We start from the raw sequence: 25,054 nt of genomic DNA, 5'->3' as shown, positions 1-25,054 counted from the left end.
AAAACAACCATTGCTTGGCAAGTCGAGTCACCGACGCTTGCTCGGTAATTGGGGTTCAACGATAAGGAGGTGAACGAGGATGGCATTAACACAAGAACGCAAAAACGAAATCATCAACCAGTTCAAAATTCATGAAACGGACACTGGTTCGCCAGAAGTACAAATTGCTATCCTTACAGAGCAAATTAACAACTTAAATGAACATTTACGTGTTCATAAAAAAGACCATCATTCACGTCGCGGGTTGTTAAAAATGGTCGGTAAACGCCGTAACCTACTTACGTACTTACGTAACAAAGACATCACGCGCTATCGTGAATTGATTAACAAACTTGGATTACGTCGATAAAAAGCGGGAGCATTCCCGCTTTTTTGCTAGTTATAGAATCCTTTGAAGAGCACAATTTTGACGCTTACTAAGCGACTTCCATTCATAAACACTATTCATAGTTGATAGTTGAATAACGATTCATTCATACTATAAGTAGTTTACATTTTCGATTTGTACATAGAGAGGAGTACTCATCTGTATGGAGCAAGAAAAACACGTATTTTCCATCGACTGGGCTGGACGTCCGCTCGTCGCCGAAATCGGCCAAATGGCTAAACAAGCAAACGGAGCGGTGCTCGTCCGCTACGGTGATACTGTTGTATTAAGCACCGCGACCGCCTCAAAAGAAGCGAAAAATGTCGACTTTTTTCCATTGACGGTCAATTACGAAGAGCGTCTATACGCGGTCGGGAAAATTCCGGGAGGATTCATTAAACGCGAAGGTCGCCCGAGTGAAAAGGCGATTTTAGCAAGCCGTCTTATTGACCGACCGATTCGTCCGTTATTTGCGGAAGGGTTCCGCAACGAAGTACAAGTTGTTTCAATGGTCATGAGCGTTGATCAAGACTGCTCGCCAGAAATGGCAGCGATGTTCGGTTCATCGTTGGCGCTAACGATTTCCGATATTCCGTTTGAAGGACCGATCGCTGGAGTAACCGTCGGACGTGTCGACGGAGCGTTCGTTATTAATCCGTCGGTTGAACAAGCAGAAAAAAGCGACATTCACCTTGTTGTCGCTGGAACGAAAGACGCGATTAACATGGTCGAAGCCGGCGCTGACGAAGTTCCGGAAGAAGTCATGTTGGAAGCGATTATGTTCGGTCATGAAGAAATTAAACGACTCATCGCTTTCCAAGAGGAAATTGCCGCACAAGTGGGCAAAGAAAAAATGGAAGTCGTTTTATATGAATTAGATCCGCAGCTAGAAGCGGAAATTCGCGCCCTTGCCGAAGAGGATATTAAAAAAGCGGTGCAAGTACCGGAAAAATTGGCACGCGAAGCAGCGATTGACGAAGTAAAAGCAAGCGTAATCGCCAAGTATGAAGAGCAAGAGGCTGATGAAGACACGCTAAAACAAGTGAACGAAATTTTATACAAACTCGTCAAAGAGGAAGTGCGCCGTCTGATTACGGAAGAGAAAGTGCGTCCGGACGGTCGGAAAATTGACGAAATTCGCCCGCTTTCTTCAGCGGTTGGGCTTTTGCCGCGCACGCACGGCTCCGGACTGTTTACGCGCGGACAGACGCAAGCGCTTAGCATTTGTACGTTAGGGGCGCTGGGCGATGTGCAAATTTTGGACGGGCTTGGCATTGAAGAAACGAAACGGTTTATGCACCATTACAACTTCCCGCCATTTTCTGTCGGAGAAACTGGAGCAATGCGTGGACCTGGCCGTCGAGAAATTGGTCATGGTGCGTTAGGCGAACGAGCGCTAGAGCCGGTCATTCCGTCCGAAAAAGAATTTCCGTATACGATTCGTCTCGTTTCTGAAGTGTTAGAATCGAACGGTTCGACGTCGCAAGCGAGCATTTGTGCAAGCACGCTCGCGATGATGGATGCGGGGGTACCGATTAAAGCACCAGTTGCTGGAATTGCCATGGGGCTTGTAAAAAGCGGCGACCATTACACGATCTTAACCGACATTCAAGGCATGGAAGACCATCTCGGCGATATGGACTTCAAAGTGGCAGGAACGGCTAAAGGCGTCACGGCGCTGCAAATGGATATTAAAATTAAAGGGTTGTCGCGTGAAATTTTAGAAGAAGCGTTACAACAAGCGAAAAAAGGGCGAATGGAAATTTTGTACCATATGATGCAAACGATTAGTGAACCGCGCAAAGAACTGTCTAAATATGCGCCGAAAATTTTAACGATGCAAATTAACCCTGACAAAATTCGCGATGTCATCGGACCGAGCGGTAAACAAATTAACAAAATTATTGAAGAAACCGGCGTGAAAATTGACATCGAACAAGACGGTACGATTTTCATCTCTTCTGTCAACGAAGAAATGAACCAAAAAGCGAAAAAAATTATTGAAGATATCGTTCGCGAAGTCGAAGTCGGGCAAATTTATTTAGGGAAAGTCAAACGAATTGAAAAATTCGGCGCATTCGTTGAACTGTTCAGCGGCAAAGACGGCCTTGTTCATATCTCTGAACTTGCCGAAGAACGCGTCGGCAAAGTAGAAGACGTTGTTGGGATCGGAGACGAAATTTTAGTAAAAGTTACTGAAATTGATAAACAAGGGCGCGTGAACCTATCGCGAAAAGCAGTATTGCGCGAACAAAAAGAAAAACAAAGCGAATAAGGAGCTTAGGACGATCCTAGGCTTCTTTGTCGTTTGTAACGGGTTCTATCTTGTCCTCTGGTTACATATGTGTAATAAAAAGGGGGGATGAGGTATTGCACGTTACATCTCGTTAGTAATTATTTTTTTGTTGACATGGGGCATCATTAACCAGTCGCCGGTCAGTGACTACACGACTATTTTGCGTGAAAAAAGTAGCGAAACGTCGAAGCTAAATGACAACTTGTATACGGAAATTCAAGAGAAGGCAAAACAATACGAAATTCCTCCACAAAACGCTGTCATCGATCGTGTCTGGAAAGCGATTCCTGGATATAACGGGTTAAAAGTCAATATTGAAGCGTCTTATCGTAACATGAAAAAAGGCGGAGTGTTTGATGAACGGAAGTTAGTATATGAACAAGTGCCTCCTACCGTTCACCTTGACGATTTACCACCGGAAGCCATTTACCGCGGACATCCAGAAAAACCGATGGTGGCGTTTTTAATTAACGTCGCTTGGGGAGAAGAATATATTCCGAAAATGCTAGCGATATTGAAAAAACATCACGTTCGGGCTACATTTTTTCTTGAAGGGCGCTGGGTAAAAAATCACCCGGATATGGCAAAAATGATTGTAGATGCTGGACAGGAAATTGGCAATCATTCATATAGTCACCCGGATTTAAAAACGATGGATAACGAATCGATTCGCCGCGAATTGGAAAAAACGAATGAAATCATCGAGGCAACAACAGGGGTTACGTGCAAATGGTTCGCTCCTCCGAGCGGAAGTTATCGTGATGATGTTGTGAAAATCGCTTATGACTTGCGTATGAGAACGATTATGTGGAGCATCGATACAATTGATTGGCAAAAACCGTCGCCATCTGTTATAGTGAAACGGGTAACATCAAAACTTCATCCGGGCGCAATGATTTTAATGCATCCAACGTTTTCCACAGCGGAAGCACTTGAGTCATTGATTACGACCATTCAACCAACATACGAAATCGGGAATGTGTCTATGTTATTAGACGAAAAAAGAATTGTGAAAAAATAGGAGGAACGTGAATTTGATTAACAAGTATACGTGTCAAAATGGGGTACGAATTGTGCTCGAACAAATTCCAACGATGCGCTCTGTTGCGATCGGGATTTGGATTGGGACCGGTTCGCGCAACGAGCATGAACAAAACAACGGGATTTCTCACTTTTTAGAACATATGTTTTTTAAAGGAACAAAAACACGTACTGCCCGCGAAATTGCGGAAGCATTTGACAGCATCGGCGGACAAGTAAACGCCTTTACTTCGAAAGAGTATACATGTTATTACGCAAAAGTGCTCGATGAACATGCTCGATTCGCCCTTGATATGCTAGCGGACATGTTTTTCCATTCGACGTTCGTTGAGGAAGAATTAAAAAAAGAGCGAAACGTTGTATTAGAAGAAATAAAAATGTATGAAGATACTCCGGATGATATCGTCCACGACTTATTAAGCAAAGCTTGCTATGCCAACCATCCGCTTGGGTTTCCGATTTTAGGGACAGAAGAAACGCTATGTACGTTTACCGGCGATTCATTGCGTGAGTATATGGCTGATTACTATACGCCGGATCGCGTCGTCATCTCGGTTGCGGGCAATGTAACCGATCGCTTTATTGAAGAAATTGAAGCGTATTTTGGCTCTTTTACAGCGAAACAACAAACGGAAAACGGCACCTCCCCTGTTTTCGTACCACAAAAATTAGCGCGGCAAAAAGATACCGAGCAAGCCCATTTATGCATCGGTTTTAACGGATTGCCTGTCGGTCATCAAGATATTTACAGTTTAATTATTCTCAACAACATTTTAGGCGGAAGCATGAGCAGCCGTTTGTTCCAAGAAGTGCGGGAGCAGCGCGGCTTGGCGTATTCTGTCTTTTCCTACCATTCTTCTTATCGTGATGGCGGGTTGTTGGCGATTTATGGAGGAACTGCGGGCAATCAATTAGATGTTTTATTTGACACGATTCAAGAAACAGTTGGTAAATTAAAAGAGGACGGAATCACGGCGAAAGAGTTACAAAACAGCAAAGAGCAAATGAAAGGCAGCCTCATGTTAAGCCTTGAAAGCACGAACAGCCGCATGAGCCGCAACGGCAAAAACGAATTGTTGCTAGGCCGTCACCGTTCGCTCGATGAAATTATTGAAGAAGTGAACAGCGTGACATTAGAAAAAGTCAATGAGCTCGCTCGGCGGATTTTTAGCGAAGATTATGCGGTCGCCTTAATTAGCCCGGATGGAAAGCTGCCAAGCAAACTGAATTAACATCGGAAAGTGCCTGCAAGAATAAACTTGCAGGCATTTTTTGTTCCCCTTTCTCTTACAATGATAGTAAAGCGATCACGAGTGTTGATTATCGTTTTTCCGCCAGCCGGCAAGCTAAGCTTAGCCGACTAGGGCAGAAAAGTTAGGAACGGAGACATATCCACTTGTTTTTATTAGTTAATCAACACACCTGTCAAGCGATAAAGGGGTGCATGTGCGGTGAGACTAAGTGAATTAAGCGGAAAGGAAATTGTCGATGTCAGACGGGCAGAACGGCTCGGAATATTAGGGCAAACCGACCTCGAAATTAATGAACAAACCGGCCATATTCAAGCATTGTTAATTCCAACAGGTAAATGGTTTGGATTTCGCAAGGAAGGAAATGAGATTCGCATCCCGTGGAAATACATCCGAAAAATCGGGACCGATATGGTGATTATTGATTTTCCTGATGAATAACGAAAGGAGCTGGCATTGGGTCAGCTCTTTTTTGCTGCTTATAAGATAAAGAAGGATAAATTTCTGAATGGTTGGCTAGCGTCGGCTCCGCTTTTCGTATTGTATATTCACCTAATTTCTATCTTTTACATAAAATGTGGAAGGAATGCGGTCAATACGAGTTTTTCATAAAGAAGGTGAGAGGTATGATGCTGACAGGCATGCACGTTGTCATTATTGGCGGAGATGCGAGGCAGCTGGAAGTCATTCGCAAACTGACGGAACTCGACGCTAAGTTGTCGCTTATTGGCTTCGATCAGTTAGCGCACAGCTTTACTGGTGTAACGAAAATGTATATCGATGAAGTCGATTTTTCGGATGTAGACGCCATCATTTTACCGGTTCATGGCACAAATTTGGAAGGAAAAATCGATACTGTTTTTTCGAATGAGCAAATTTTTATTACAGAAGAAATGTTGTTGAAAACACCGAAGCATTGCACGATTTATTCCGGCATTAGCAATAGCTACTTAGATGAATTAATGAAAAAAGTGAATCGAAAATATGTGCAACTGTTTGAACGTGACGATGTAGCCATTTATAACTCGATTCCGACCGCTGAAGGAACGATCATGATGGTTATTCAACATACCGATTTTACCATCCACGGTTCGCGCATCGCCGTATTAGGATTGGGCCGCGTCGGCATGACTGTCGCCCGCACATTTGCAGCATTAGGTGCCAAAGTGAAAGTCGGCGCACGACGTAGCGAACATCTTGCTCGCATTACGGAAATGGGTTTAGAGCCGTTCCATCTTCATGACCTCGAAAAAGAAGTGCGCGATATTCACGTCTGCATTAATACGATCCCAACGATGATAGTAACGGCGAGCGTGATTTCCAAAATGCCAGCGCATACGCTCATCATCGATTTAGCGTCAAAACCGGGAGGCACCGATTTTCGCTACGCTGAAAAGCGCGGCATTAAGGCGTTATTGGCACCGGGGCTTCCGGGAGTAGTGGCGCCGAAAACTGCTGGACAAATTATTGCGAACGTTCTTTCACAATTGCTATTTCACGATTTAACGAAACGAAAGGGGAAAGCGTAAATGAGTGTAAAAGGAAAGCGCATCGGGTTCGGATTAACAGGCTCGCATTGTACGTATGATGCGGTAATTCCAGAAATTGAAAAACTTGTCAAAGAAGGAGCAGAAGTATTGCCAATTATTACGCACACCGTGAAAACAACGAATACACGATTTGGTGAAGGCGAAGAATGGGTGAAAAAGCTGGAGGAAATCACAGGAAACCAAGTGATTGATACAATTGTCAAAGCGGAACCGCTTGGACCGAAAATACCGCTTGATTGCATGGTTATTGCCCCGTTAACAGGAAATTCAATGAGCAAATTGGCGAATGCGATGACCGATTCACCGGTGCTCATGGCTGCCAAAGCGACGATGCGCAATCATCGACCTGTCGTCGTCGGCATTTCGACGAACGACGCACTAGGGTTAAACGGCGTCAATTTAATGCGGCTTATGGCGGCGAAAAACATTTATTTTATTCCGTTTGGCCAAGACGCTCCTTATTCAAAACCGAATTCGATGGTTGCGAAAATGTCCCTTTTACACGATACGGTCGTTGCTGCGATGGAAGGGAAACAGCTGCAACCCGTCATTATCGAAGCGTTCCGTAACAACTAATAAATAGTCATAAAAAAGAAAATTTATGCATGCACATAAAAAATTTCTCTCCTTTAAAGACGAATATGTTAAAATAAAAACTATCGAAATCGATACAGTTAGTGATCAATTGGAAGGAGAATGAATAATGGAACAAAAAGGGTTGCATGTAGCAGTTGTCGGAGCGACTGGAGCGGTCGGCCAACAAATGATTCAGACGTTAGAAAATAGAAACTTTCCAGTTGGAACGTTAACGTTGTTGTCATCCGAACGTTCCGCAGGAAAAAAAGTCATGTTTAAAGGGCAAGAAATCGAAGTACAAGTTGCCAAACCAGAAAGTTTTGAAGGAGTAGATATTGCTCTATTCAGTGCAGGAGGGGCCGTATCGAAGACGCTCGCGCCAGAAGCGGTGAAACGTGGGGCGATCGTCGTTGATAACACAAGCGCATTCCGGATGGATGAAAACGTGCCGCTTGTCGTTCCAGAAGTGAACGAAAGCGACTTAACATGGCATAACGGCATTATCGCCAATCCGAACTGCTCGACCATTCAAATGGTTGTGGCGCTTGAACCGATTCGCCAAGCGTTTGGTTTGAAAAAAGTAATTGTTTCTACGTATCAAGCTGTTTCTGGTGCCGGCGCGCAAGCAATTGAAGAGCTAAAAACGCAAGCAAAAGCAATTCTCGAGGGCGAAGCATTTACTCCAGAAATTTTGCCTGTAAAATCAGACCGGAAACATTATCAAATTGCGTTTAACGCGATTCCACAAATTGATAAATTCCAAGAGAACGGCTTTACGTTTGAAGAAATGAAAATGATGAACGAAACGAAAAAAATTATGCACATGCCGGAGCTTGAAATCGCAGCAACATGCGTGCGCATTCCAGTGGTGACGGGCCATTCCGAGTCGGTGTATATTGAAATTGAAAAAGAAGGTGTCAGTGCGGAAGACATCAAACGCGTGTTAAAAGATGCGCCTGGCGTTGTGTTGCAGGACGATCCGTCTGAGCAGCTTTATCCGATGCCGGCGGATTGCGTAGGCAAAAACGACGTGTTTGTCGGACGCATTCGCAAAGATTTAGATCGTGACAACGCGTTTCATCTATGGATTGTATCGGACAATTTATTAAAAGGAGCAGCGTGGAACTCGGTGCAAATTGCCGAAAGTTTATTGAAGCTTGGGCTCGTAAAATAAAGCGCGAGGGAACATCGGGGTGTTAAAATGAAAATTATTGTGCAAAAATTCGGCGGCACATCCGTTCGTGATGAATACGGGCGTGATTTGGCTCGCAAACATATTACAAGGGCGCTCGATGAAGGTTATAAAGTCGTCGTCGTTGTTTCCGCGATGGGCCGAAAAGGCGAGCCATATGCGACCGACACGTTGCTTGAGTTGATCGGTGGAAGCAACACGTACGTCAATAAGCGCGAGCAAGATTTATTAATGGCGTGCGGGGAAATTATTTCTAGCGTTGTCTTTACGAACTTATTGAACAAACACGGAATGAAAGCAACCGCTTTTACCGGGGCGCAGGCTGGATTTCGCACGAACGACGATTTTACGAATGCAAAAATTATCGAGATGCGGTGCGAACGTTTATTAAAAACGTTGGAAGACTATGATGTCGTTGTCGTCGCTGGGTTTCAAGGAGCAACAAAAGACGGCGACATGACAACGCTTGGTCGCGGTGGCAGCGATACCTCAGCAGCTGCGTTAGGGGCGGCATTGAACGCAGAGTGGGTCGACATTTTCACCGACGTAGAAGGCGTGATGACAGCCGACCCGCGCATTGTCGAGAGCGCTCGTCCGCTCGATGTTGTCACCTATACGGAAATTTGCAACATGGCATACCAAGGAGCGAAAGTCATTCATCCGCGGGCGGTCGAAATCGCGATGCAGGCGAAAGTTCCGCTCCGCGTGCGCTCAACGTATTCGGATTCATTAGGAACGCTTGTGACATCAAGCGTGAAACCGAACAAAGGCAGCGACGTGAAAGAGCGGCTTGTGACCGGCATTGCGCACGTGTCAAACGTGACGCAAATAAAAGTACAAGCGAAAGAAGGGCATTACGAACTGCAATCGGACGTATTTAAAGCGATGGCGAACGAAGGCATTAGCGTTGATTTTATTAACATTTCGCCAAACGGGGTAGTCTATACGGTGGCAGGCGAAATGACGGATCGCGCTATTCAAGCGTTGCAAGCCATTGGATATGAACCGATCGTGACGCGGGGATGCGCGAAAGTATCGACCGTCGGCGCCGGAATTGCCGGCGTGCCGGGGGTCACCGCAAAAATTGTCACCGCTCTTTCGGAACAAGGCATTCAAATTTTGCAATCGGCTGACAGCCATACGACGATTTGGGTACTAGTCAAAGAGGAAGATTTAAAGAAAGCAGTCAACGCGTTGCACGACGCTTTCCATCTCTCCGAAGAACAGCCGATGAACAATGATTTTGATGAGGAGTGAAAGCATTGATTTCATTTGGTAAGATCGTAACAGCGATGGTCACGCCATTTGACAATAAGGGAAATATTGATTTTGACAAAACGACACAGCTTGTCAACTATTTGATCGAAAACGGCACGGATTCTCTCGTGGTGGCAGGTACGACTGGAGAATCACCAACGTTAACGACCGAAGAAAAAGTGGCGCTTTTCCGCCACGTCGTTTCCATTGCAAACGGTCGTGTGCCGGTCATTGCTGGAACAGGCAGCAACAATACACGCGCTTCGATTGAGCTAACGAAAAAAGCGGAAGAAGCAGGCGTCGATGCGGTGATGATTGTCGCACCGTATTACAATAAGCCAAACCAAGAAGGAATTTATCAGCATTTTAAAGTGATTGCCGAAAATACATCGCTACCTGTGATGGTTTACAATATTCCGAGCCGTTCTGTCGTTAATATTTCCGTAGATACGATTGTTCGGTTAGCGGAAATTCCAAATATTGTTGCGCTAAAAGATGCCGGCGGTAATCTTGATGCAATGACGGAGGTAATCGCGCGCACGAACGACGAATTTTTGCTGTATAGCGGAGACGATGGCTTGACGCTTCCGGTGCTAGCGATTGGTGGTGCTGGTATTGTTTCGGTAGCGTCACATGTCATCGGAAACGAAATGAAAGAAATGATCGCAGCGTTTGAGGCGGGGGATCACGCAAAAGCAGCTAAACTTCATCAAAAGCTGCTTCCGGTGATGAAAGGGTTATTTGCGGCGCCAAGCCCAGCACCTGTCAAAACCGCGCTACAAATAAAAGGGCTAGATGTCGGTTCCGTCCGTTTGCCGCTCGTTCCGCTAACGGAACAAGAACGAAACCAGCTAATGAATTTGCTTCAAACATTATAATCAACGGCCGATTCACGAACGAGTGAATCGGCTTTTTTTCTTTCCTTATGACATAGTATCTTGTATTTAAAATCTTCCATCAGTTATAATAAAGTCAAGTGACTTTGAGCGGGTTAGTTTAGCATTAGGAGGACGAAGCATTTGAAGGTGAAACAAGTAGAGAAAATACGTGTGTTTTCCCTTGGCGGAGTAGGGGAAATCGGAAAAAATATGTACGTCATTGAACTTGATGAAGATATTTTCGTCATCGATGCGGGTGTGATGTTTCCGGAAGATGAGATGCTTGGCATTGACAAAGTAATTCCAGATATTTCGTATCTTGTGGAACGACAAGATCGTGTAAAAGGAATTTTTTTGACGCACGGACATGAAGAGCATATCGGTGCAATCGCTTATGTATTAAAGAAAATTAACGCTCCTGTATATGGAACGAAATTAACGCTCAGATTAGCGCAAGAAAAGTTAAAAGAGCATGAAATGACGACCGACGCACCATTTATTGAAATTCATTCCGATTCCGAAGTGACGTTGGACAAAGCGACCGTCACGTTTTTTCGGACGATTCACAGCATTCCAGATTCTGTTGGCGTTAGTTTTCACACTTCACAAGGTGCAATCGTCTATACGGGCGATTTTAAATTTGACCAAACGCCATATGGCATGAACCGTGCTGATTTAGGAAAAATGGCGCAAATCGGCGAACAAGGGGTATTATGCTTATTATCTGACAGCACTAACGCTGAAAAACCCGGATATATGGGCTCCGAGGCGACAGTTGCACAAGAAATTTCCGATGTTGTGTACAATGCAAAAGGTAGGGTGATTGTTGCCTGCTATGCATCAAACATCACAAGAATTCAGCAAGTATTGCATGCTGCGAAAACCCATGGGCGCAAAGTGGCGATCGTTGGCAAAAGCATGCATAAAGTGATGGACGTCGCTGTTCGCCTTGGCTACTTACAGCTTCCGGAAAAAACGGTTATCTCGATCCAAGACGTTCAGCAATATCACGATGAGGAACTAGTGATTTTAACGACAGGTGGTCACGGGGAGCCGATGGGAGCGCTTGCGCGAATGGCAAAACAGGCGCATAAACAAGTGAACATTAAAGAAGGGGATACCGTCATTGTGGCGGCTTCGCCGATGCCGGGACATGAGCTGTTGTTTTTGAAAACGATCGATGCGTTATATCGCGCTGGTGCGAACGTTGTTTATAAAAAAGTGCACGTATCTGGTCACGGCTGCCAAGAAGAACTGAAATTGATGCTCAATTTAATGAAACCGAAATATTTTATCCCTGTTCATGGCGAATATCGCATGCAAAAAGCGCACGCGACGTTAGCAAAAGCCGTCGGTATCGCCGAAGACCGTACTTTTTTAATTGACAAAGGCGACGTCATCGAGTTTCGGAACGGACAAGCGCGCTTTGGCGGCAAAGTTCCGTACGGCAACGTATTAATTGACGGATTAGGAATCGGCGATGTCGGCAACATCGTCTTGCGCGATCGCCGGTTGCTTTCGCAAGATGGAATTTTAATTGTTGTCGTGACGTTAAGCAAAGAAGCGAAAAAAATCGTCGCTGGACCGGAAATTATTTCGCGAGGATTTGTGTATGTGAGGGAATCGGAAACGTTGCTTGACGAAGCGACAAAATTAGTGACGAATATCGTGAACAAATGTATGCAAGATTATGTGATTGAATGGTCTTCATTAAAGTTGAATATTCGTGAAGCATTAAACCAATATTTATTTGAAAAAACGAAACGAAAACCGATGATTTTACCAATCATTATGGAAGTTTAATCGAATCATGCTCAAAGTCGAAACAAAATGCCGATGGAAAGAAAGACCTCATCGGCATTTTTCTTTTGTGCATAGAACATACTAACGATATGCACAGGCAAGAAAGGAGCATGAACATGGAAAAGAAGCAGTACATACCGTTTGAATCAGAAGAGCCACAAGAAGAAAAACAAGAACAAGCCGCTACGAACATCCAACAGCTTGGACAAACGAATATTCCGCAAATGACGCAAGATACAAACATTCATTGTTTGACGATCATCGGGCAAATTGAAGGACATATTCAGCTTCCGCCACAAAACAAGGCAACGAAATATGAACATGTCATTCCGCAAATTGTAGCGATTGAACAAAATCCTAACATTGAAGGCCTGCTTGTTATTTTAAACACCGTCGGCGGGGATGTCGAAGCAGGGTTAGCAATTGCGGAAATGCTCGCTTCGTTATCGAAGCCGACCGTTTCGATCGTTTTAGGGGGCGGGCACTCCATCGGTGTGCCGATTGCGGTGTCGTGCGACTATTCATTCATTACCGAAACGGCGACGATGACGATTCATCCTGTCCGTTTAACAGGACTTGTCATCGGTGTGCCGCAAACGTTTGAGTATTTAGATAAAATGCAGGAGCGCGTCGTCCGTTTTGTGACGAAACATTCGAAAATTACAGAGGAAAAATTTAAAGAGCTGATGTTTTCGAAAGGAAATTTAACGCGCGACATCGGTACAAATGTCGTCGGACCGGATGCCGTTCAATACGGATTAATTGATGAAGTTGGCGGCGTCGCCCAAGCGCTGCAAAAACTGCGCCAACTCATTGAGTGGAAAAAAGAAGGGGGAACGATGTTGCAATGATTTTATATACGATTATGCCCGAGCATTTCATTTTTCAAGTGGACAGCGACGAATACACGAAGCAAAAAGTGGTTTATTATGATGGCATTCCGTTTCTTGTTCAAGAAACGGAAACGAAAGAATGGGAAATTGTTCGCAATTTGAGCACAAATCCTGCCCACTTTTTAGAGCAAAAATACGCACCTGGTGCAAGATTTCCGTTATCGATGGCAGCAACATCTTAATGAATTCTTTGTCCATTTGTTGTATAATAAAAATAAACGGAAGAAAGCAGCCAACGTTGGCTGCTTTTTTCGACATTTCCAGTTTTACATCGGAGTGGAGAAATATGTCGAAACGTAAACGTCAACGCCAGAAACAACAAAGAAAAAAACAGGAATGGAAAACAACCTTTCGGTTCGAATTGACGGGGCTTGCGTTGCTTGCGCTTTCCGTCATTGCGATAGCACAGCTCGGCTTAGTTGGAAAAACAACCGTTTCATTTGCCCGTTTTTTTCTTGGCGAATGGTATATCCTTTTATTGATCGGGGGGGTCGTTTTAGCGCTTTATCTCATTTGGAAACGCGCGTGGCCTTCTTTCTTCCGACGATGGTTGATCGGAGTTTATACGATCGTGATCGCTCTTTTGCTAATTAGCCATCTGACGTTGTTCCGTCTGTTATCGCGGCAAGGGGAGTTCCATGATCCAAGCATTATTCGCACGACATGGGAGCTTTTTTGGCAGGAAGTAAATGGAACAGCTTCTGCACCGCACGATTTAGGCGGTGGGATGGTTGGAGCGATTTTATTTGCGGCGAGCTACCAGTTGTTCGATGAGCTTGGCACGAAATGGGTTTGCTTTTTTCTGTTTGTGACAGGTGGTATTTTAATTACCGGAAAATCGTTAAACGAAACGGTTGGAAAAGCGGTTCGCTGGCTTGTTTCTTTCATTCGGCGCCAGTGGCATGAATTTATCATCGACGTGCAACATTTTTGGCGTAACCGAAAGAAGACAGCACCAACTAAACGCTCAAGCAAACCGAAAGAAGAAGTGACGCTAGCGGAGGAACCGCTAGAAATTACGGAAGAAGAGCCGTCACTACCACCGATTATTTCTGATTTTAGCGCTGTTCGAACCGCCGAGCAGACAATGGAACAAATGGAGGAAGAAGAATCAAGTGAACCAATCGCTTTTGCTGAAATGGAAAATACCGATTACCAATTGCCGCCGCTCGAGCTATTAAAACTACCGAAGCCAACGAATCAAACGAAAGATCATGCGAACATTTATGCGAACGCCCGTAAATTAGAAAAAACGTTTCAAAGTTTTGGGGTGAAAGCGAAAGTAACGCAAGTTCATCTTGGACCGGCTGTGACAAAATATGAAGTGTACCCTGATGCGGGGGTAAAAGTGAGCAAAATTGTTAGTTTAAGCGATGATTTAGCATTGGCGCTTGCGGCAAAAGATATTCGAATTGAAGCGCCGATTCCAGGAAAATCAGCGATCGGCATTGAAGTGCCGAATGAGGAGATTGCAACTGTTTCGTTAAGGGAAGTATTAGAAGCGACGGAACATTATAGACCAGAAGCGAAGTTGTTAATCGGATTAGGAAGAGATATATCAGGGGAAGCAGTTGTCGCGGAACTGAATAAAATGCCGCACCTCCTTGTTGCTGGGGCAACCGGGAGCGGGAAAAGCGTCTGCATTAACGGCATCATTACGAGCTTATTAATGAGGACGAAGCCGCACGAAGTGAAAATGATGATGATTGACCCGAAAATGGTCGAATTGAGCGTATACAATGGGATTCCGCATTTATTAGCACCGGTTGTTACCGATCCGAAAAAAGCGTCGCAAGCGTTGAAAAAAGTCGTCCATGAAATGGAACGGCGATACGAACTATTTTCGCATACAGGTACAAGGAATATAGAAGGCTATAACGAATATATTCAACGACATAACCAGCAAGAACATGTAAAGCAACCGCTTCTTCCGTATATTGTCGTCATTGTCGACGAACTAGCAGATTTAATGATGGTCGCTTCATCCGATGTTGAAGATTCGATTACTCGTCTAGCGCAAATGGCGCGTGCCGCTGGTATCCATCTCATTATCGCGACGCAACGCCCTTCGGTTGATGTCATCACCGGAGTTATTAAAGCGAACATTCCGTCCCGAATTGCGTTTAGTGTTTCTTCACAGACCGATTCACGTACGATTTTAGATATGGGAGGGGCGGAGAAATTGCTCGGAAGAGGCGATATGCTCTTTTTGCCGATGGGAGCGTCGAAGCCGGTTCGCGTGCAAGGAGCGTTCGTATCCGATGAAGAAGTCGAAGCAGTCGTGCAATTTGTCATCTCCCAGCAAAAAGCGCAATATCAAGAAGAAATGATTCCGAATGATACAGTGGAGGAAGAAGGAGAATTTGACGATGAGTTGTATGAAGAAGCGGTTCAGCTTGTCGTTGAAATGCAAAGTGCGTCCGTTTCGATGTTGCAGCGCCGTTTCCGTATCGGCTATAACCGGGCTGCTCGGTTGATTGATGCGATGGAGGCGCGTGGTGTCGTCGGTCCCTATGAAGGGAGCAAGCCACGAGCAGTGCTCGTTCCGAGAGAAAACGCCAAAACTTCATAAGCTGATTCAAGCGAACGCTTGAATCAGCTTATCACATTGAAACCGCTTACGTTTATCTTTTTTACTTTTTTCGACAAAATTTTTATTCCCTATTTATTTATTGAGAAAAAAATGTTATAGTAATGACGGCTAGGTTAAAATGTCTAACGTCAGAGGTCTGATATCTGAAAACTTATTTAATTGGAGGCTTTTTGAATGTCTATTAAGTCTGACAATCGCCACTTATATTTACAAGTGATCGATCGAATTAAGCATGATATCGAAACAGGCGTGTATAAAGAAAAGCAGAAGCTCCCGTCGGAGTTTGAGCTTTCTAAGCAACTTGGCGTGAGCCGGGCGACGTTGCGTGAAGCTCTTCGCGTGCTCGAAGAAGAAAATGTGATCGTGCGCCGGCACGGTGTCGGAACCTTTGTCAACTCGCGGCCACTGTTTACATCCGGCATCGAACAACTAAGCAGCGTAACAGATATGATTAAACAAGCCGGTCGAAAACCTGGCACGATTTTTCTCTCTTCTTCCGTTCAAGGACCGACCGAAGAGGATATCCGCCGGTTTCAATGTGCGCCTGACGAAGACATTCTCCTTGTTGAACGGGTACGGACAGCTGATGGTGAGCCAGTTGTATATTGCGTAGATAAAATTCCTTGTAAATATTTACCGGAAGGAATTTCATACGAGCACGAATCAATGTTTGAGAATTTGCATAACCAGACAAACCATGATATTGCTTACGCCGTTGCGCATATTGAACCGCTCGGCTACCATGAGAAAGTGTCACCGACTTTACAATGTGATCCAGAAACGGCGCTGCTCGTGTTAAAGCAAATGCATTTTGACAAAAACGATGAACCGATTTTGTATTCCATTAACTATTTTAAATCCGATAAATTCAGCTTCCATGTATTGAGAAAACGTATTCATTTTTAAAGGAGGTGACATTTCGTACATAGAAACGCGAGGTGCATTCAATAATAAAAAAGTATACTCATTTACTATTTTTTATTAGGGGGTAGAAGTGATGAAGAAAAAACGCATTGGATTGGCGCTTTCGCTTGTGTTAGCTGCCAGTACGTTGCTTGGTGGATGTGGACAGGCGCAAAAAGCGGGAGAAAAGAAAGATAATTTCACGGTAGCCATGGTGACAGACGTTGGCGGTATTGACGACAAATCGTTTAACCAGTCCGCTTGGGAAGGATTGCAAAAATTTGGTGAAGATAACGGCATGAAAAAAGGTAAAGACGGCTATGACTATTTGCAATCTCAAAGCGATGCGGATTATGCAACGAACTTAAACAAGCTAGTAAGAAGCAACTTTGATTTAATTTACGGAATTGGATTTTTAATGACAGATGCGATTACGAAAATTGCGGAACAAAAACCGAAACAAAAATTTGCGATCGTTGACAGCGTAGTTGACAAACCAAACGTAGCGAGCATTACATTTAAAGAGCATGAAGGTTCGTTCCTTGTTGGTGTTGTCGCAGGGCTTACAACAAAAACAAACAAAATCGGGTTCGTTGGCGGTATGGAGATTCCGTTAATTGAGAAGTTTGAAAGCGGATTCCGCGCAGGAGTAAAAGCAGTGAACCCGAAAGCGACAGTCGAAGTGCAATATGCTGGTGCGTTCGATCAAGCGGATAAAGGAAAAGCGATTGCATCTAGTATGTACGCTTCTGGCATTGATGTCATTTACCATGCAGCTGGTGCAACTGGTAACGGTGTCTTCTCTGAAGCAAAAGACTTGAAAACAAAAGATCCAAGCCGCGAACTTTGGGTCATCGGCGTTGACAAAGACCAGGCTCCAGAAGGAGAAGTAAAAGTCGGTGACAAAACGTACAACGTGACATTAACGTCAATGGTTAAACGCGTAGACGTAGCAGTGTATGACGTAGCGAAGAAAGCGAAAGAAGGTCAATTCCCAGGTGGTAAAGTGCTTGAGTACGGTCTTCCTGAAAACGGTGTAGGCATTGCGCCAACTCAAGATAACATTAAACCAGAAATATTAAAAATTGTTGATGAATGGAAACAAAAAATCATTAAAGGCGAAGTGAAAGTGCCAACGACTCGCGATGAGTACAAACAATTTGAAGCGAGCTTGAAGTAAGAAAACCGAATAAAAAGGCTAGTGTACACTAGCCTTTTTATTCGCCCAAAATCGTTAAATAAAAAGTTACAAGTTTTTGTAACTTTTTATTTGATGATTTCTAACAGCTCATTTAAGAGGAGTGAATTTGTTTGGAATACGTAATTGAAATGCTTAATATTCGAAAGGTATTTGGCAATTTCGTTGCAAACGACAACATTACGCTCCAAGTGAAAAAGGGAGAAATTCACGCCTTGCTTGGAGAAAATGGCGCCGGAAAATCGACGCTCATGAACGTATTGTTTGGCCTTTACCAGCCAGACGGTGGAGAAATTCGCGTCAAAGGGCAACCGGTCAAAATCGCCAATCCAAACGTCGCCAACGATCTTGGCATTGGCATGGTGCACCAACATTTTATGCTTGTTGATACATTTACGGTGACGGAAAACATTATTTTAGGAAGCGAGCCGACAAAAGCAGGAAAAATGGATATTGCGCGCGCCGAAGCGGAAGTGCGCGAGCTCTCGGAACGTTACGGATTAGCGGTCGATCCGACGGCGAAAATTTCCGATATTTCCGTGGGAATGCAGCAGCGTGTGGAAATTTTAAAAACGCTTTATCGCGGCGCGGATATTTTAATTTTCGACGAACCGACCGCTGTTTTAACACCGCAAGAAATTCAAGAACTCATTCAAATTATGAGGGCGCTCGTCCGCGAAGGAAAATCGATTATTTTAATTACACATAAACTAAAAGAAATTATGGAAGTATGCGACCGCGTTACCGTTATTCGGCGCGGAAAAGGGATTGGCACGCTCAACGTTGCCGAGACAAACCCGAATGAGCTGGCGGCATTGATGGTTGGTCGTGAAGTGCATTTTAAAACGGACAAAAAACCGGCACAGCCTGGAAAAGAAGTGTTAGAGATTCAAGATTTAGTGGTGAAAGATGCCCGTGGTGTTACTGTTGTTGATCATTTGAATTTGACAGTTCGCGCCGGAGAAATTGTCGGGATCGCCGGAGTTGATGGCAACGGACAGACAGAATTAGTGGAAGCGATTACAGGTTTGATGAAAGCTGAATCAGGTTCAATTAAATTGAACGGAAAAGATATTTTCAATCTTCCACCGCGAAAAATTACGGAAGCAGGAATTGGTCATATTCCGCAAGACCGTCATAAACATGGTCTTGTACTTGATTTCCCGATCGGAGAAAATATGGTGTTGCAAACGTACTATCAAGAACCGTACTCGAAACGAGGCATTTTAAACTTTAAAGCAATCTATGAGAAAGCACGCCAGTTGATTGCTGAATTTGACGTGCGGACGCCAGATGAATATACACAAGCGCGGGCGCTTTCTGGTGGTAACCAACAAAAAGCGATTATCGGCCGTGAAGTAGACCGCAACCCAGATTTGCTCATTGCTGCACAGCCGACGCGCGGCCTTGACGTTGGAGCGATCGAGTTTATCCATAAACGCTTGATCGAGCAACGCGATCAAGGAAAAGCAGTCCTTCTTGTTTCGTTCGAATTGGATGAAGTTATGAATGTAAGTGACCGAATTGCTGTCATTTATGAAGGAAAAATTGTTGCGATTGTGGATCCGAAAGAAACAACCGAACAAGAACTCGGTTTATTAATGGCAGGAAGTAAACAGAAGGAAGCAGGTGTTTCTTCATGAGTTCAAATCGTTTGACTAATTTTCTCGTCCCTGTATTTGCAGTATTGCTCGGCATGATTGCCGGATCCATTGTGATGCTTGTCAGCGGATATGACCCGATTGCGGGATATTCCGCACTCATATATGGAGCGTTTGGTGATAGTTATTACATTGGCGAAACGATCCGTCAAACAACCCCTTACATTCTTGCTGGATTGGCTGTGGCGTTTGCTTTTCGAACAGGTTTATTCAACATCGGTGTTGAAGGTCAGTTAATTGTCGGTTGGCTTGCAGCTGTGTGGGTTGGCGTTTCGTTTGATCTGCCGAAAGTGATTCATCTGCCGCTGGCGATTTTAGCAGCAGCGGCAGCTGGAGCGTTATGGGCGTTTATCCCTGGCTTTTTAAAAGCGCGTTTTAAAGTACACGAAGTCATTATTACGATTATGATGAACTATATTGCGCTGCATGTGTCAAACGCTGTTATTCGTTCTGTGTTATCAGATAAAGGCTTTAAATCAGCAAAAATTCATGAGTCCGCATCATTACAATCGGAGTTTTTGCAATCGATAACGGATTATTCAACATTGCATTACGGAATTATTATTGCGCTTATTGGTGCTGTCGTCATGTGGTTTCTCCTTGAAAAAACGACAAAAGGATATGAATTGCGGGCTGTCGGATTTAACCAACATGCTTCGCAATACGCTGGAATGAACGTACCGCGTAACATCATTTTAGCGATGGTCATTTCTGGTGCGTTTGCCGGGGTTGCTGGTGCAATGGAAGGTTTGGGTACGTTTGGAAACATTTCTGTTAAGGCAGGCTTTACTGGTGTCGGTTTCGACGGAATCGCCGTTGCTTTGCTTGGAAGCAACAACGCCTTTGGTATTATTTTATCTGCATTTCTGTTCGGCGCCTTGAAAGTCGGAGCGCTTGAAATGCCGTCAAGTGCAGATGTGCCGACTGAACTTGTTGATATTGTGATTGCGCTCATTATTTTCTTTGTTGCATCTAGCTATTTAATTCGTTTATTACTATCTCGTTTTCAAAAGGAGGGAAAATAAGTGGGCGTTTATGAAACTTTACAAATCATTGTTCCTTCGGCGATTTTCTTTGCCGCTCCACTTATTTTCACGGCGCTTGGCGGTGTGTTCAGCGAGCGTTCCGGTGTCGTCAACATCGGATTGGAAGGGTTAATGGTCATCGGAGCGTTTACAAGCGTTGTGTTTAACTTAACGTTTGCCGATCGGTTTGGCGAGCTTACTCCTTGGTTGGCGCTTTTAGTTGCGATGATTGTCGGAGCACTTTTCTCATTGCTTCATGCAGTTGCTTCAATTACGTTTCGCGCCGATCAAGTCGTCAGCGGTGTAGCGATTAACTTTTTAGCGGTTGGGCTCTCACTTTTCTTAGTGAAAAAAATGTACGGAAAAGGGCAAACGGATCAAATTCAAATCGGCTTTGACAAAATCGATATTCCAGTATTAAGCGATATTCCAGTGCTCGGACCGCTCTTTTTCTCGAACGGCTACATTCCGTCATATATTGCAATTGCGTTAGCATTCATCGTTTGGTACATTTTGTTTAAAACGCCGTTCGGCCTTCGCTTGCGTGCGGTTGGGGAACATCCGATGGCGGCGGATACGATGGGGATTAACGTCACGAGAATGCGCTATATTGCCGTTATGATCAGCGGTGCGCTAGGCGGTATTGGCGGTGCGGTATATGCGACGATCATCTCACGCGATTTCAGCCATGCGACCATTTCTGGACACGGGTTTATGGCGCTTGCCGCAATGATTTTCGGTAAGTGGCACCCGCTTGGTGCGATGGGGGCAGCCTTGTTCTTCGGAGTGGCACAAAGTTTGAGCATCATCGGTCAAACGATTCCGTTCTTAAAAAATGTGCCAACCGTTTACTTATTAATTGCACCATATGTTTTAACCATTTTAGCACTTGCTGGATTCATCGGCCGTGCCGATGCACCAAAAGCGCTAGGAACGCCGTATGTAAAAGGAAAACGATAATGAAGCGAAGAACTCGACAGCGATTGTCGGGTTCTTTTTTTGCATTTTTCGCTGTGGAAAAGGTATATTGGTGGTAAGGCAAAAAAAGATTAGGGAATATTAAGAGAAAACGAAGAGGAGGAATTTCTTTGATTCGTGAATATATCACAACGATGAAAGGATTTCGGACGCATTTGCTGCCAACGGATAAATATAAAACAAATACGCTTGTGTTGAAAATGAAAGCTCCGTTGGCTAAAGAAATAGTGACGTTGCGCGCCCTTTTGCCGTATGTATGGCAGAGTGGCACGAAGACGTATCCGAGTATGAAAGCGCTTCGTACGCATTTAGATGAATTATATGGCGCGACATTAAACGTCGATTTAACGAAAAAAGGAGAATATCATATTATTACCGTTCGCCTCGATGTAGCGAACGAAAAATTTTTAAAAGAGCAGCCGTCACTTCTTCGCCAAGCGGTTCAACTGCTTAGTGAAATCGTCCTTTCCCCTGCTCTAGAGAACGGTCGGTTTGTTTCCCAAATCGTTGAACAAGAAAAGCGAGCGCTAAAGCAACGAATCCAATCTGTATATGACGATAAAATGCGCTACGCCAATTTACGCCTTGTCGAAGAAATGTGCCAAAACGAGCCGTATGCGTTGCATGTTCACGGACGGTTGGAAGATGTCGACGCGATTACACCAGAAAGCTTGTTTTCCTATTATGAAAAAGCGTTGCAAGAAGACGAAATTGACTTATATATCATTGGCGATATGGAGGAAACGAGCACGTTAGAAATGGCACAATCGTATTTCCAGTTTCCGAGCCGTTCGACGCAAGAAGCAAAACAAGCTAGCACGCCACCAAAAGCGATCACCAATGTTCGCGAAGTCGTCGAAAAACAAGACATTAAGCAAGGAAAACTAAACATCGGTTACCGTACGCACATTACGTATGAGGATGATGACTATTATGCGCTCCAGCAGTTCAACGGCATTTTCGGTGGCTTTTCTCATTCGAAACTGTTCATCAACGTGCGGGAAAAAGCGAGCCTTGCGTACTATGCGGCTTCTCGCCTAGAAAGCCATAAAGGATTGTTGATGGTGATGGCCGGCATCGAGCCAGCCAACTATGAAAAGGCGATGCAAATTATTCATGAGCAAATGAAAGCGATGAAACAAGGGGATTTCACTGACGAGGAAATGGAGCAAACGAAAGCAGTGATCCGCAATCAGTTGCTCGAAACGCTCGACACGCCGCGAGGGCTTGTCGAAGTGTTATATCACAACGTTGTTTCTAGCCGAAAACGTCCGATCGAGGAGTGGCTTGCGAAGACGGACGAAGTGTCGCGGGAAGATGTGATTCGTGTCGCCGAAAAAATCGAGCTCGACACGATTTATTTCCTCACCGGAATGGAGGGAGAACAATAATGGAGAAAATCGTTTATGACCAATTGCAAGAGCAATTGTATTATGAAAAAATGCCAAACGGGCTAGACGTATACATTTTGCCAAAAAAATCGTTTAACAAAACGTATGCAACGTTTACAACGAAGTACGGATCGGTTGATAATCAATTCGTCCCGCGAGGAAAAACAGAAATGAAGCGCGTCCCGGACGGCATCGCTCACTTCCTTGAACATAAACTGTTTGAAAAAGAAGACGGGGACGTGTTTCAACAATTTAGCAAGCAAGGTGCATCTGCCAATGCGTTCACTTCGTTTACAAGAACAGCCTATTTGTTTTCGAGCACGTCCAATGTTGAAAAAAATTTAGAAACGTTAATCGATTTCGTGCAAACCCCTTATTTTTCCGAGCAAACGGTCGAAAAAGAAAAAGGGATCATCGGGCAAGAAATTCGCATGTACGACGACAATCCGGATTGGCGTCTTTATTTTGGGGTGATTGAAAGCCTGTACCAACACCACCCGGTGAAAATTGATATTGCCGGAACGGTTGAATCGATTGCTGGCATTACAAAAGAACTGCTATACGAATGTTACGAAACGTTTTATCATCCGAGTAATATGCTATTATTTATCGTGGGGCCGGTCGATGAAACCGCGATGATGGAACAAATTCGCCATAATCAAATGAAAAAAACGTTCCTAGAAGCATCTCCTGTTCAACGTTTCGTATACAATGAACCAGAGGGGGCGGCAACACCTTACCGTGTCATTCCAATGCACGTACAAACGAGCAAATGTTTAGTAGGCATTAAAGCAAAGTATGTGATGCAAAAAGGAAAAGAAAAACTAAAACACGAGCTCGCGATGAACGTATTGCTTGATTATTTGTTCGGAAAAAGCTCGCCGCATTATGAGCGGTTATACAAGCTTGGTTTGATTGATGAAACGTTTGCATACGAATACACCGAAGAAGAACAGTTTGGTTTTGCGATTGTCGGCGGGGATACGAGTAATCCAGACCAGCTTTCCGAAGAGCTGAAACATATCATGTTGTCGTTTCAGGAATCGAAATTGACGGTAGAAGAATTGGAAAGGGTGAAAAAGAAAAAAATTGGTTCGTTTTTGCGTGCTCTCAATTCGCCGGAATACATTGCCAATCAGTTTACGCGCTATGCTTTCCATGAAACGAGCTTGTTTGATGTTGTACCTGTGTTAGAATCTTTAACCGTTGCGGATATTGCTCAAGTAGCGAATGAGTGTTTTCATGAATCACAACTTGCTGTTTGTCAAGTCGTTCCAAAAGAAGAAAGAACGTAAGCATCCTTTGAATAAAGGATGCTTTTTTAGGGGGATCTTATGATGAAATACGCGTTAATTACTGGTGCGAGCGGCGGAATCGGAACGAGTATCGCTCGGCAACTCGCTTCAGACGGTTACGGACTTTTTTTGCATTACCATCAAAATAAACTGCTTGTAGAAGGATTGCGGGAGGAGCTTGGTGACGTATGGAGTGTTGCTGTACAAGCCGATTTGGCAGCGGCAGATGGAGCGGACAGGCTTGTTGCGCAAATCGACCGCCCATTAGATGTCATTATTCATAATAGCGGCAATAGCTATTACGGATTAATCACCGATATGAGCGATGAAGATGTTCAAAAGATGGTTCAACTCCATGTGACTACCCCGGTGTTATTAACGAAAAAACTGCTTCCGCCGATGATTCGAAAAAAAAGTGGCAACATCGTCGTGGTTTCATCGATTTGGGGATTAACAGGGGCATCGTGTGAAGTTGTTTATTCGATGGTGAAAGGCGGGCAAAACGCATTCGTGAAAGCACTTGCGAAAGAGTTAGCGCCAAGTGGCGTTCGCGTCAACGCAGTTGCTCCGGGAGCGATTCGTACAGATATGTTGCAGTCATTTAGCGAAGAGGAATTAAAAAAAATGGAAGAAGAAATTCCGTTAGGGCGAATTGGCGAGCCAAACGAAGTTGCGCAGACAGTATCGTTTTTACTTTCTGATGCTGCTTCATATATTACTGGCCAAATCATTAGTGTCAATGGCGGATGGTATTGCTAATGTTTTGCCGCTGAGCGAATGTATGAAAAAACAACTATATGGTTAATGAGTGGAAGTATATTTTTGCGCGAACTAGGCAAGCTATAGGTGAAACTGAACAGGAGGAGGGAACGAAGATGTCTGTATTAGACAACTTTGAACAATGGAA

The 25,054-nt window shown here is 44.3% G+C and carries 22 protein-coding genes; all 22 read left to right on the top strand.

Translation table 11 applies throughout. The features are described from left to right. Positions 1–79: 79 nt before the first annotated feature. On the top strand, positions 80–349 hold the full coding sequence (gene rpsO, locus M4I42_RS07430) for a 30S ribosomal protein S15 (RefSeq protein ID WP_181554883.1): 270 nt from the start codon (positions 80–82) through the stop codon (positions 347–349). A 181-nt stretch (positions 350–530) separates the two neighbouring features. After that, a complete protein-coding gene (gene pnp, locus M4I42_RS07425) occupies positions 531–2,642 on the top strand; it encodes a polyribonucleotide nucleotidyltransferase (protein WP_268851575.1) in 2,112 nt (703 codons plus the stop codon). Between the two features lie 127 nt (positions 2,643–2,769). Then, positions 2,770–3,684 (top strand): polysaccharide deacetylase family protein, encoded by a 915-nt coding sequence (locus tag M4I42_RS07420; protein WP_268851574.1) that lies wholly within the window; start codon positions 2,770–2,772, stop codon positions 3,682–3,684. A gap of 13 nt (positions 3,685–3,697) precedes the next feature. Then, on the top strand, positions 3,698–4,936 hold the full coding sequence (locus tag M4I42_RS07415; protein WP_268851573.1) for a M16 family metallopeptidase: 1,239 nt from the start codon (positions 3,698–3,700) through the stop codon (positions 4,934–4,936). Positions 4,937–5,155: 219 nt separating this feature from the next. Next, positions 5,156–5,395, top strand: a complete 240-nt coding sequence (locus M4I42_RS07410) for a YlmC/YmxH family sporulation protein (protein ID WP_268851572.1) — start codon at positions 5,156–5,158, stop codon at positions 5,393–5,395. Between the two features lie 185 nt (positions 5,396–5,580). Beyond that, a complete protein-coding gene (dpaA, locus tag M4I42_RS07405; protein ID WP_268851571.1) occupies positions 5,581–6,483 on the top strand; it encodes a dipicolinic acid synthetase subunit A in 903 nt (300 codons plus the stop codon). After that, positions 6,484–7,080 (top strand): dipicolinate synthase subunit B, encoded by a 597-nt coding sequence (locus M4I42_RS07400; protein ID WP_268851570.1) that lies wholly within the window; start codon positions 6,484–6,486, stop codon positions 7,078–7,080. 127 nt (positions 7,081–7,207) lie between these two features. Further along, entirely contained in the window at positions 7,208–8,254 is a 1,047-nt protein-coding gene (asd, locus tag M4I42_RS07395; protein WP_268851569.1) for an aspartate-semialdehyde dehydrogenase, read from the top strand. Between the two features lie 27 nt (positions 8,255–8,281). After that, entirely contained in the window at positions 8,282–9,529 is a 1,248-nt protein-coding gene (dapG, locus tag M4I42_RS07390) for an aspartate kinase (RefSeq protein WP_268851568.1), read from the top strand. 5 nt (positions 9,530–9,534) lie between these two features. Then, a complete protein-coding gene (gene dapA / locus M4I42_RS07385; protein ID WP_268851567.1) occupies positions 9,535–10,407 on the top strand; it encodes a 4-hydroxy-tetrahydrodipicolinate synthase in 873 nt (290 codons plus the stop codon). Between the two features lie 141 nt (positions 10,408–10,548). Beyond that, positions 10,549–12,210: a ribonuclease J gene (locus tag M4I42_RS07380; RefSeq protein WP_268851566.1), complete on the top strand. Its 1,662-nt coding sequence runs from the start codon at positions 10,549–10,551 to the stop codon at positions 12,208–12,210. A 116-nt stretch (positions 12,211–12,326) separates the two neighbouring features. Beyond that, positions 12,327–13,061: a ClpP family protease gene (locus tag M4I42_RS07375; RefSeq protein WP_328284595.1), complete on the top strand. Its 735-nt coding sequence runs from the start codon at positions 12,327–12,329 to the stop codon at positions 13,059–13,061. Beyond that, positions 13,058–13,285 carry a YlzJ-like family protein gene (locus tag M4I42_RS07370; RefSeq protein ID WP_268851564.1) on the top strand — a complete coding sequence of 76 codons (228 nt, stop codon included), beginning with the start codon at positions 13,058–13,060 and terminating at the stop codon, positions 13,283–13,285. The genes M4I42_RS07375 and M4I42_RS07370 overlap by 4 nt, the downstream gene beginning before the upstream one ends. Positions 13,286–13,389: 104 nt before the next feature. After that, entirely contained in the window at positions 13,390–15,675 is a 2,286-nt protein-coding gene (locus tag M4I42_RS07365; RefSeq protein WP_268851563.1) for a DNA translocase FtsK, read from the top strand. Between the two features lie 195 nt (positions 15,676–15,870). After that, positions 15,871–16,602 (top strand): GntR family transcriptional regulator, encoded by a 732-nt coding sequence (locus M4I42_RS07360; protein ID WP_268851562.1) that lies wholly within the window; start codon positions 15,871–15,873, stop codon positions 16,600–16,602. A 91-nt stretch (positions 16,603–16,693) separates the two neighbouring features. Next, a complete protein-coding gene (locus tag M4I42_RS07355) occupies positions 16,694–17,779 on the top strand; it encodes a BMP family lipoprotein (RefSeq protein WP_268851561.1) in 1,086 nt (361 codons plus the stop codon). A gap of 131 nt (positions 17,780–17,910) precedes the next feature. After that, positions 17,911–19,440 (top strand): ABC transporter ATP-binding protein, encoded by a 1,530-nt coding sequence (locus tag M4I42_RS07350; protein ID WP_268851560.1) that lies wholly within the window; start codon positions 17,911–17,913, stop codon positions 19,438–19,440. After that, positions 19,437–20,483: an ABC transporter permease gene (locus tag M4I42_RS07345; RefSeq protein WP_268851559.1), complete on the top strand. Its 1,047-nt coding sequence runs from the start codon at positions 19,437–19,439 to the stop codon at positions 20,481–20,483. The genes M4I42_RS07350 and M4I42_RS07345 overlap by 4 nt, the downstream gene beginning before the upstream one ends. After that, complete coding sequence (locus M4I42_RS07340; protein ID WP_268851558.1) at positions 20,484–21,443, top strand: ABC transporter permease; 960 nt, start codon at positions 20,484–20,486, stop codon at positions 21,441–21,443. It abuts the gene before it with no gap. Between the two features lie 152 nt (positions 21,444–21,595). Continuing rightward, the gene (yfmF, locus tag M4I42_RS07335) at positions 21,596–22,852 is read left to right on the top strand and encodes an EF-P 5-aminopentanol modification-associated protein YfmF (protein WP_442864085.1); all 1,257 of its coding nucleotides are present in this window, start codon (positions 21,596–21,598) and stop codon (positions 22,850–22,852) included. After that, on the top strand, positions 22,852–24,147 hold the full coding sequence (gene yfmH, locus M4I42_RS07330) for an EF-P 5-aminopentanol modification-associated protein YfmH (RefSeq protein WP_268851556.1): 1,296 nt from the start codon (positions 22,852–22,854) through the stop codon (positions 24,145–24,147). The genes yfmF and yfmH overlap by 1 nt, the downstream gene beginning before the upstream one ends. A gap of 39 nt (positions 24,148–24,186) precedes the next feature. Then, positions 24,187–24,906, top strand: coding sequence for an elongation factor P 5-aminopentanone reductase (gene ymfI / locus M4I42_RS07325; RefSeq protein ID WP_268851555.1), 720 nt, complete (start codon positions 24,187–24,189; stop codon positions 24,904–24,906). Positions 24,907–25,054 lie beyond the last annotated feature (148 nt).

This window comes from Anoxybacillus sp. J5B_2022 (assembly GCF_026847645.1).
Classification (GTDB): domain Bacteria; phylum Bacillota; class Bacilli; order Bacillales; family Anoxybacillaceae; genus Anoxybacteroides.
This window is presented reverse-complemented; position numbering and strand designations above follow the sequence as displayed.

Excerpts from the sequence above, each read along its gene's own strand:
- M4I42_RS07360 (WP_268851562.1), top strand. The coding sequence starts at position 15,871 with ATGTCTATTAAGTCTGACAATCGCCACTTATATTTACAAGTGATCGAT.
- M4I42_RS07370 (WP_268851564.1), top strand. The coding sequence starts at position 13,058 with ATGATTTTATATACGATTATGCCCGAGCATTTCATTTTTCAAGTGGAC.
- dapG (WP_268851568.1), top strand. The coding sequence starts at position 8,282 with ATGAAAATTATTGTGCAAAAATTCGGCGGCACATCCGTTCGTGATGAA.
- pnp (WP_268851575.1), top strand. The coding sequence starts at position 531 with ATGGAGCAAGAAAAACACGTATTTTCCATCGACTGGGCTGGACGTCCG.
- M4I42_RS07345 (WP_268851559.1), top strand. The coding sequence starts at position 19,437 with ATGAGTTCAAATCGTTTGACTAATTTTCTCGTCCCTGTATTTGCAGTA.
- M4I42_RS07375 (WP_328284595.1), top strand. The coding sequence starts at position 12,327 with ATGGAAAAGAAGCAGTACATACCGTTTGAATCAGAAGAGCCACAAGAA.
- M4I42_RS07400 (WP_268851570.1), top strand. The coding sequence starts at position 6,484 with ATGAGTGTAAAAGGAAAGCGCATCGGGTTCGGATTAACAGGCTCGCAT.
- asd (WP_268851569.1), top strand. The coding sequence starts at position 7,208 with ATGGAACAAAAAGGGTTGCATGTAGCAGTTGTCGGAGCGACTGGAGCG.
- yfmF (WP_442864085.1), top strand. The coding sequence starts at position 21,596 with ATGAAAGGATTTCGGACGCATTTGCTGCCAACGGATAAATATAAAACA.
- ymfI (WP_268851555.1), top strand. The coding sequence starts at position 24,187 with ATGATGAAATACGCGTTAATTACTGGTGCGAGCGGCGGAATCGGAACG.
- M4I42_RS07365 (WP_268851563.1), top strand. The coding sequence starts at position 13,390 with ATGTCGAAACGTAAACGTCAACGCCAGAAACAACAAAGAAAAAAACAG.
- rpsO (WP_181554883.1), top strand. The coding sequence starts at position 80 with ATGGCATTAACACAAGAACGCAAAAACGAAATCATCAACCAGTTCAAA.
- yfmH (WP_268851556.1), top strand. The coding sequence starts at position 22,852 with ATGGAGAAAATCGTTTATGACCAATTGCAAGAGCAATTGTATTATGAA.
- dpaA (WP_268851571.1), top strand. The coding sequence starts at position 5,581 with ATGATGCTGACAGGCATGCACGTTGTCATTATTGGCGGAGATGCGAGG.
- M4I42_RS07355 (WP_268851561.1), top strand. The coding sequence starts at position 16,694 with ATGAAGAAAAAACGCATTGGATTGGCGCTTTCGCTTGTGTTAGCTGCC.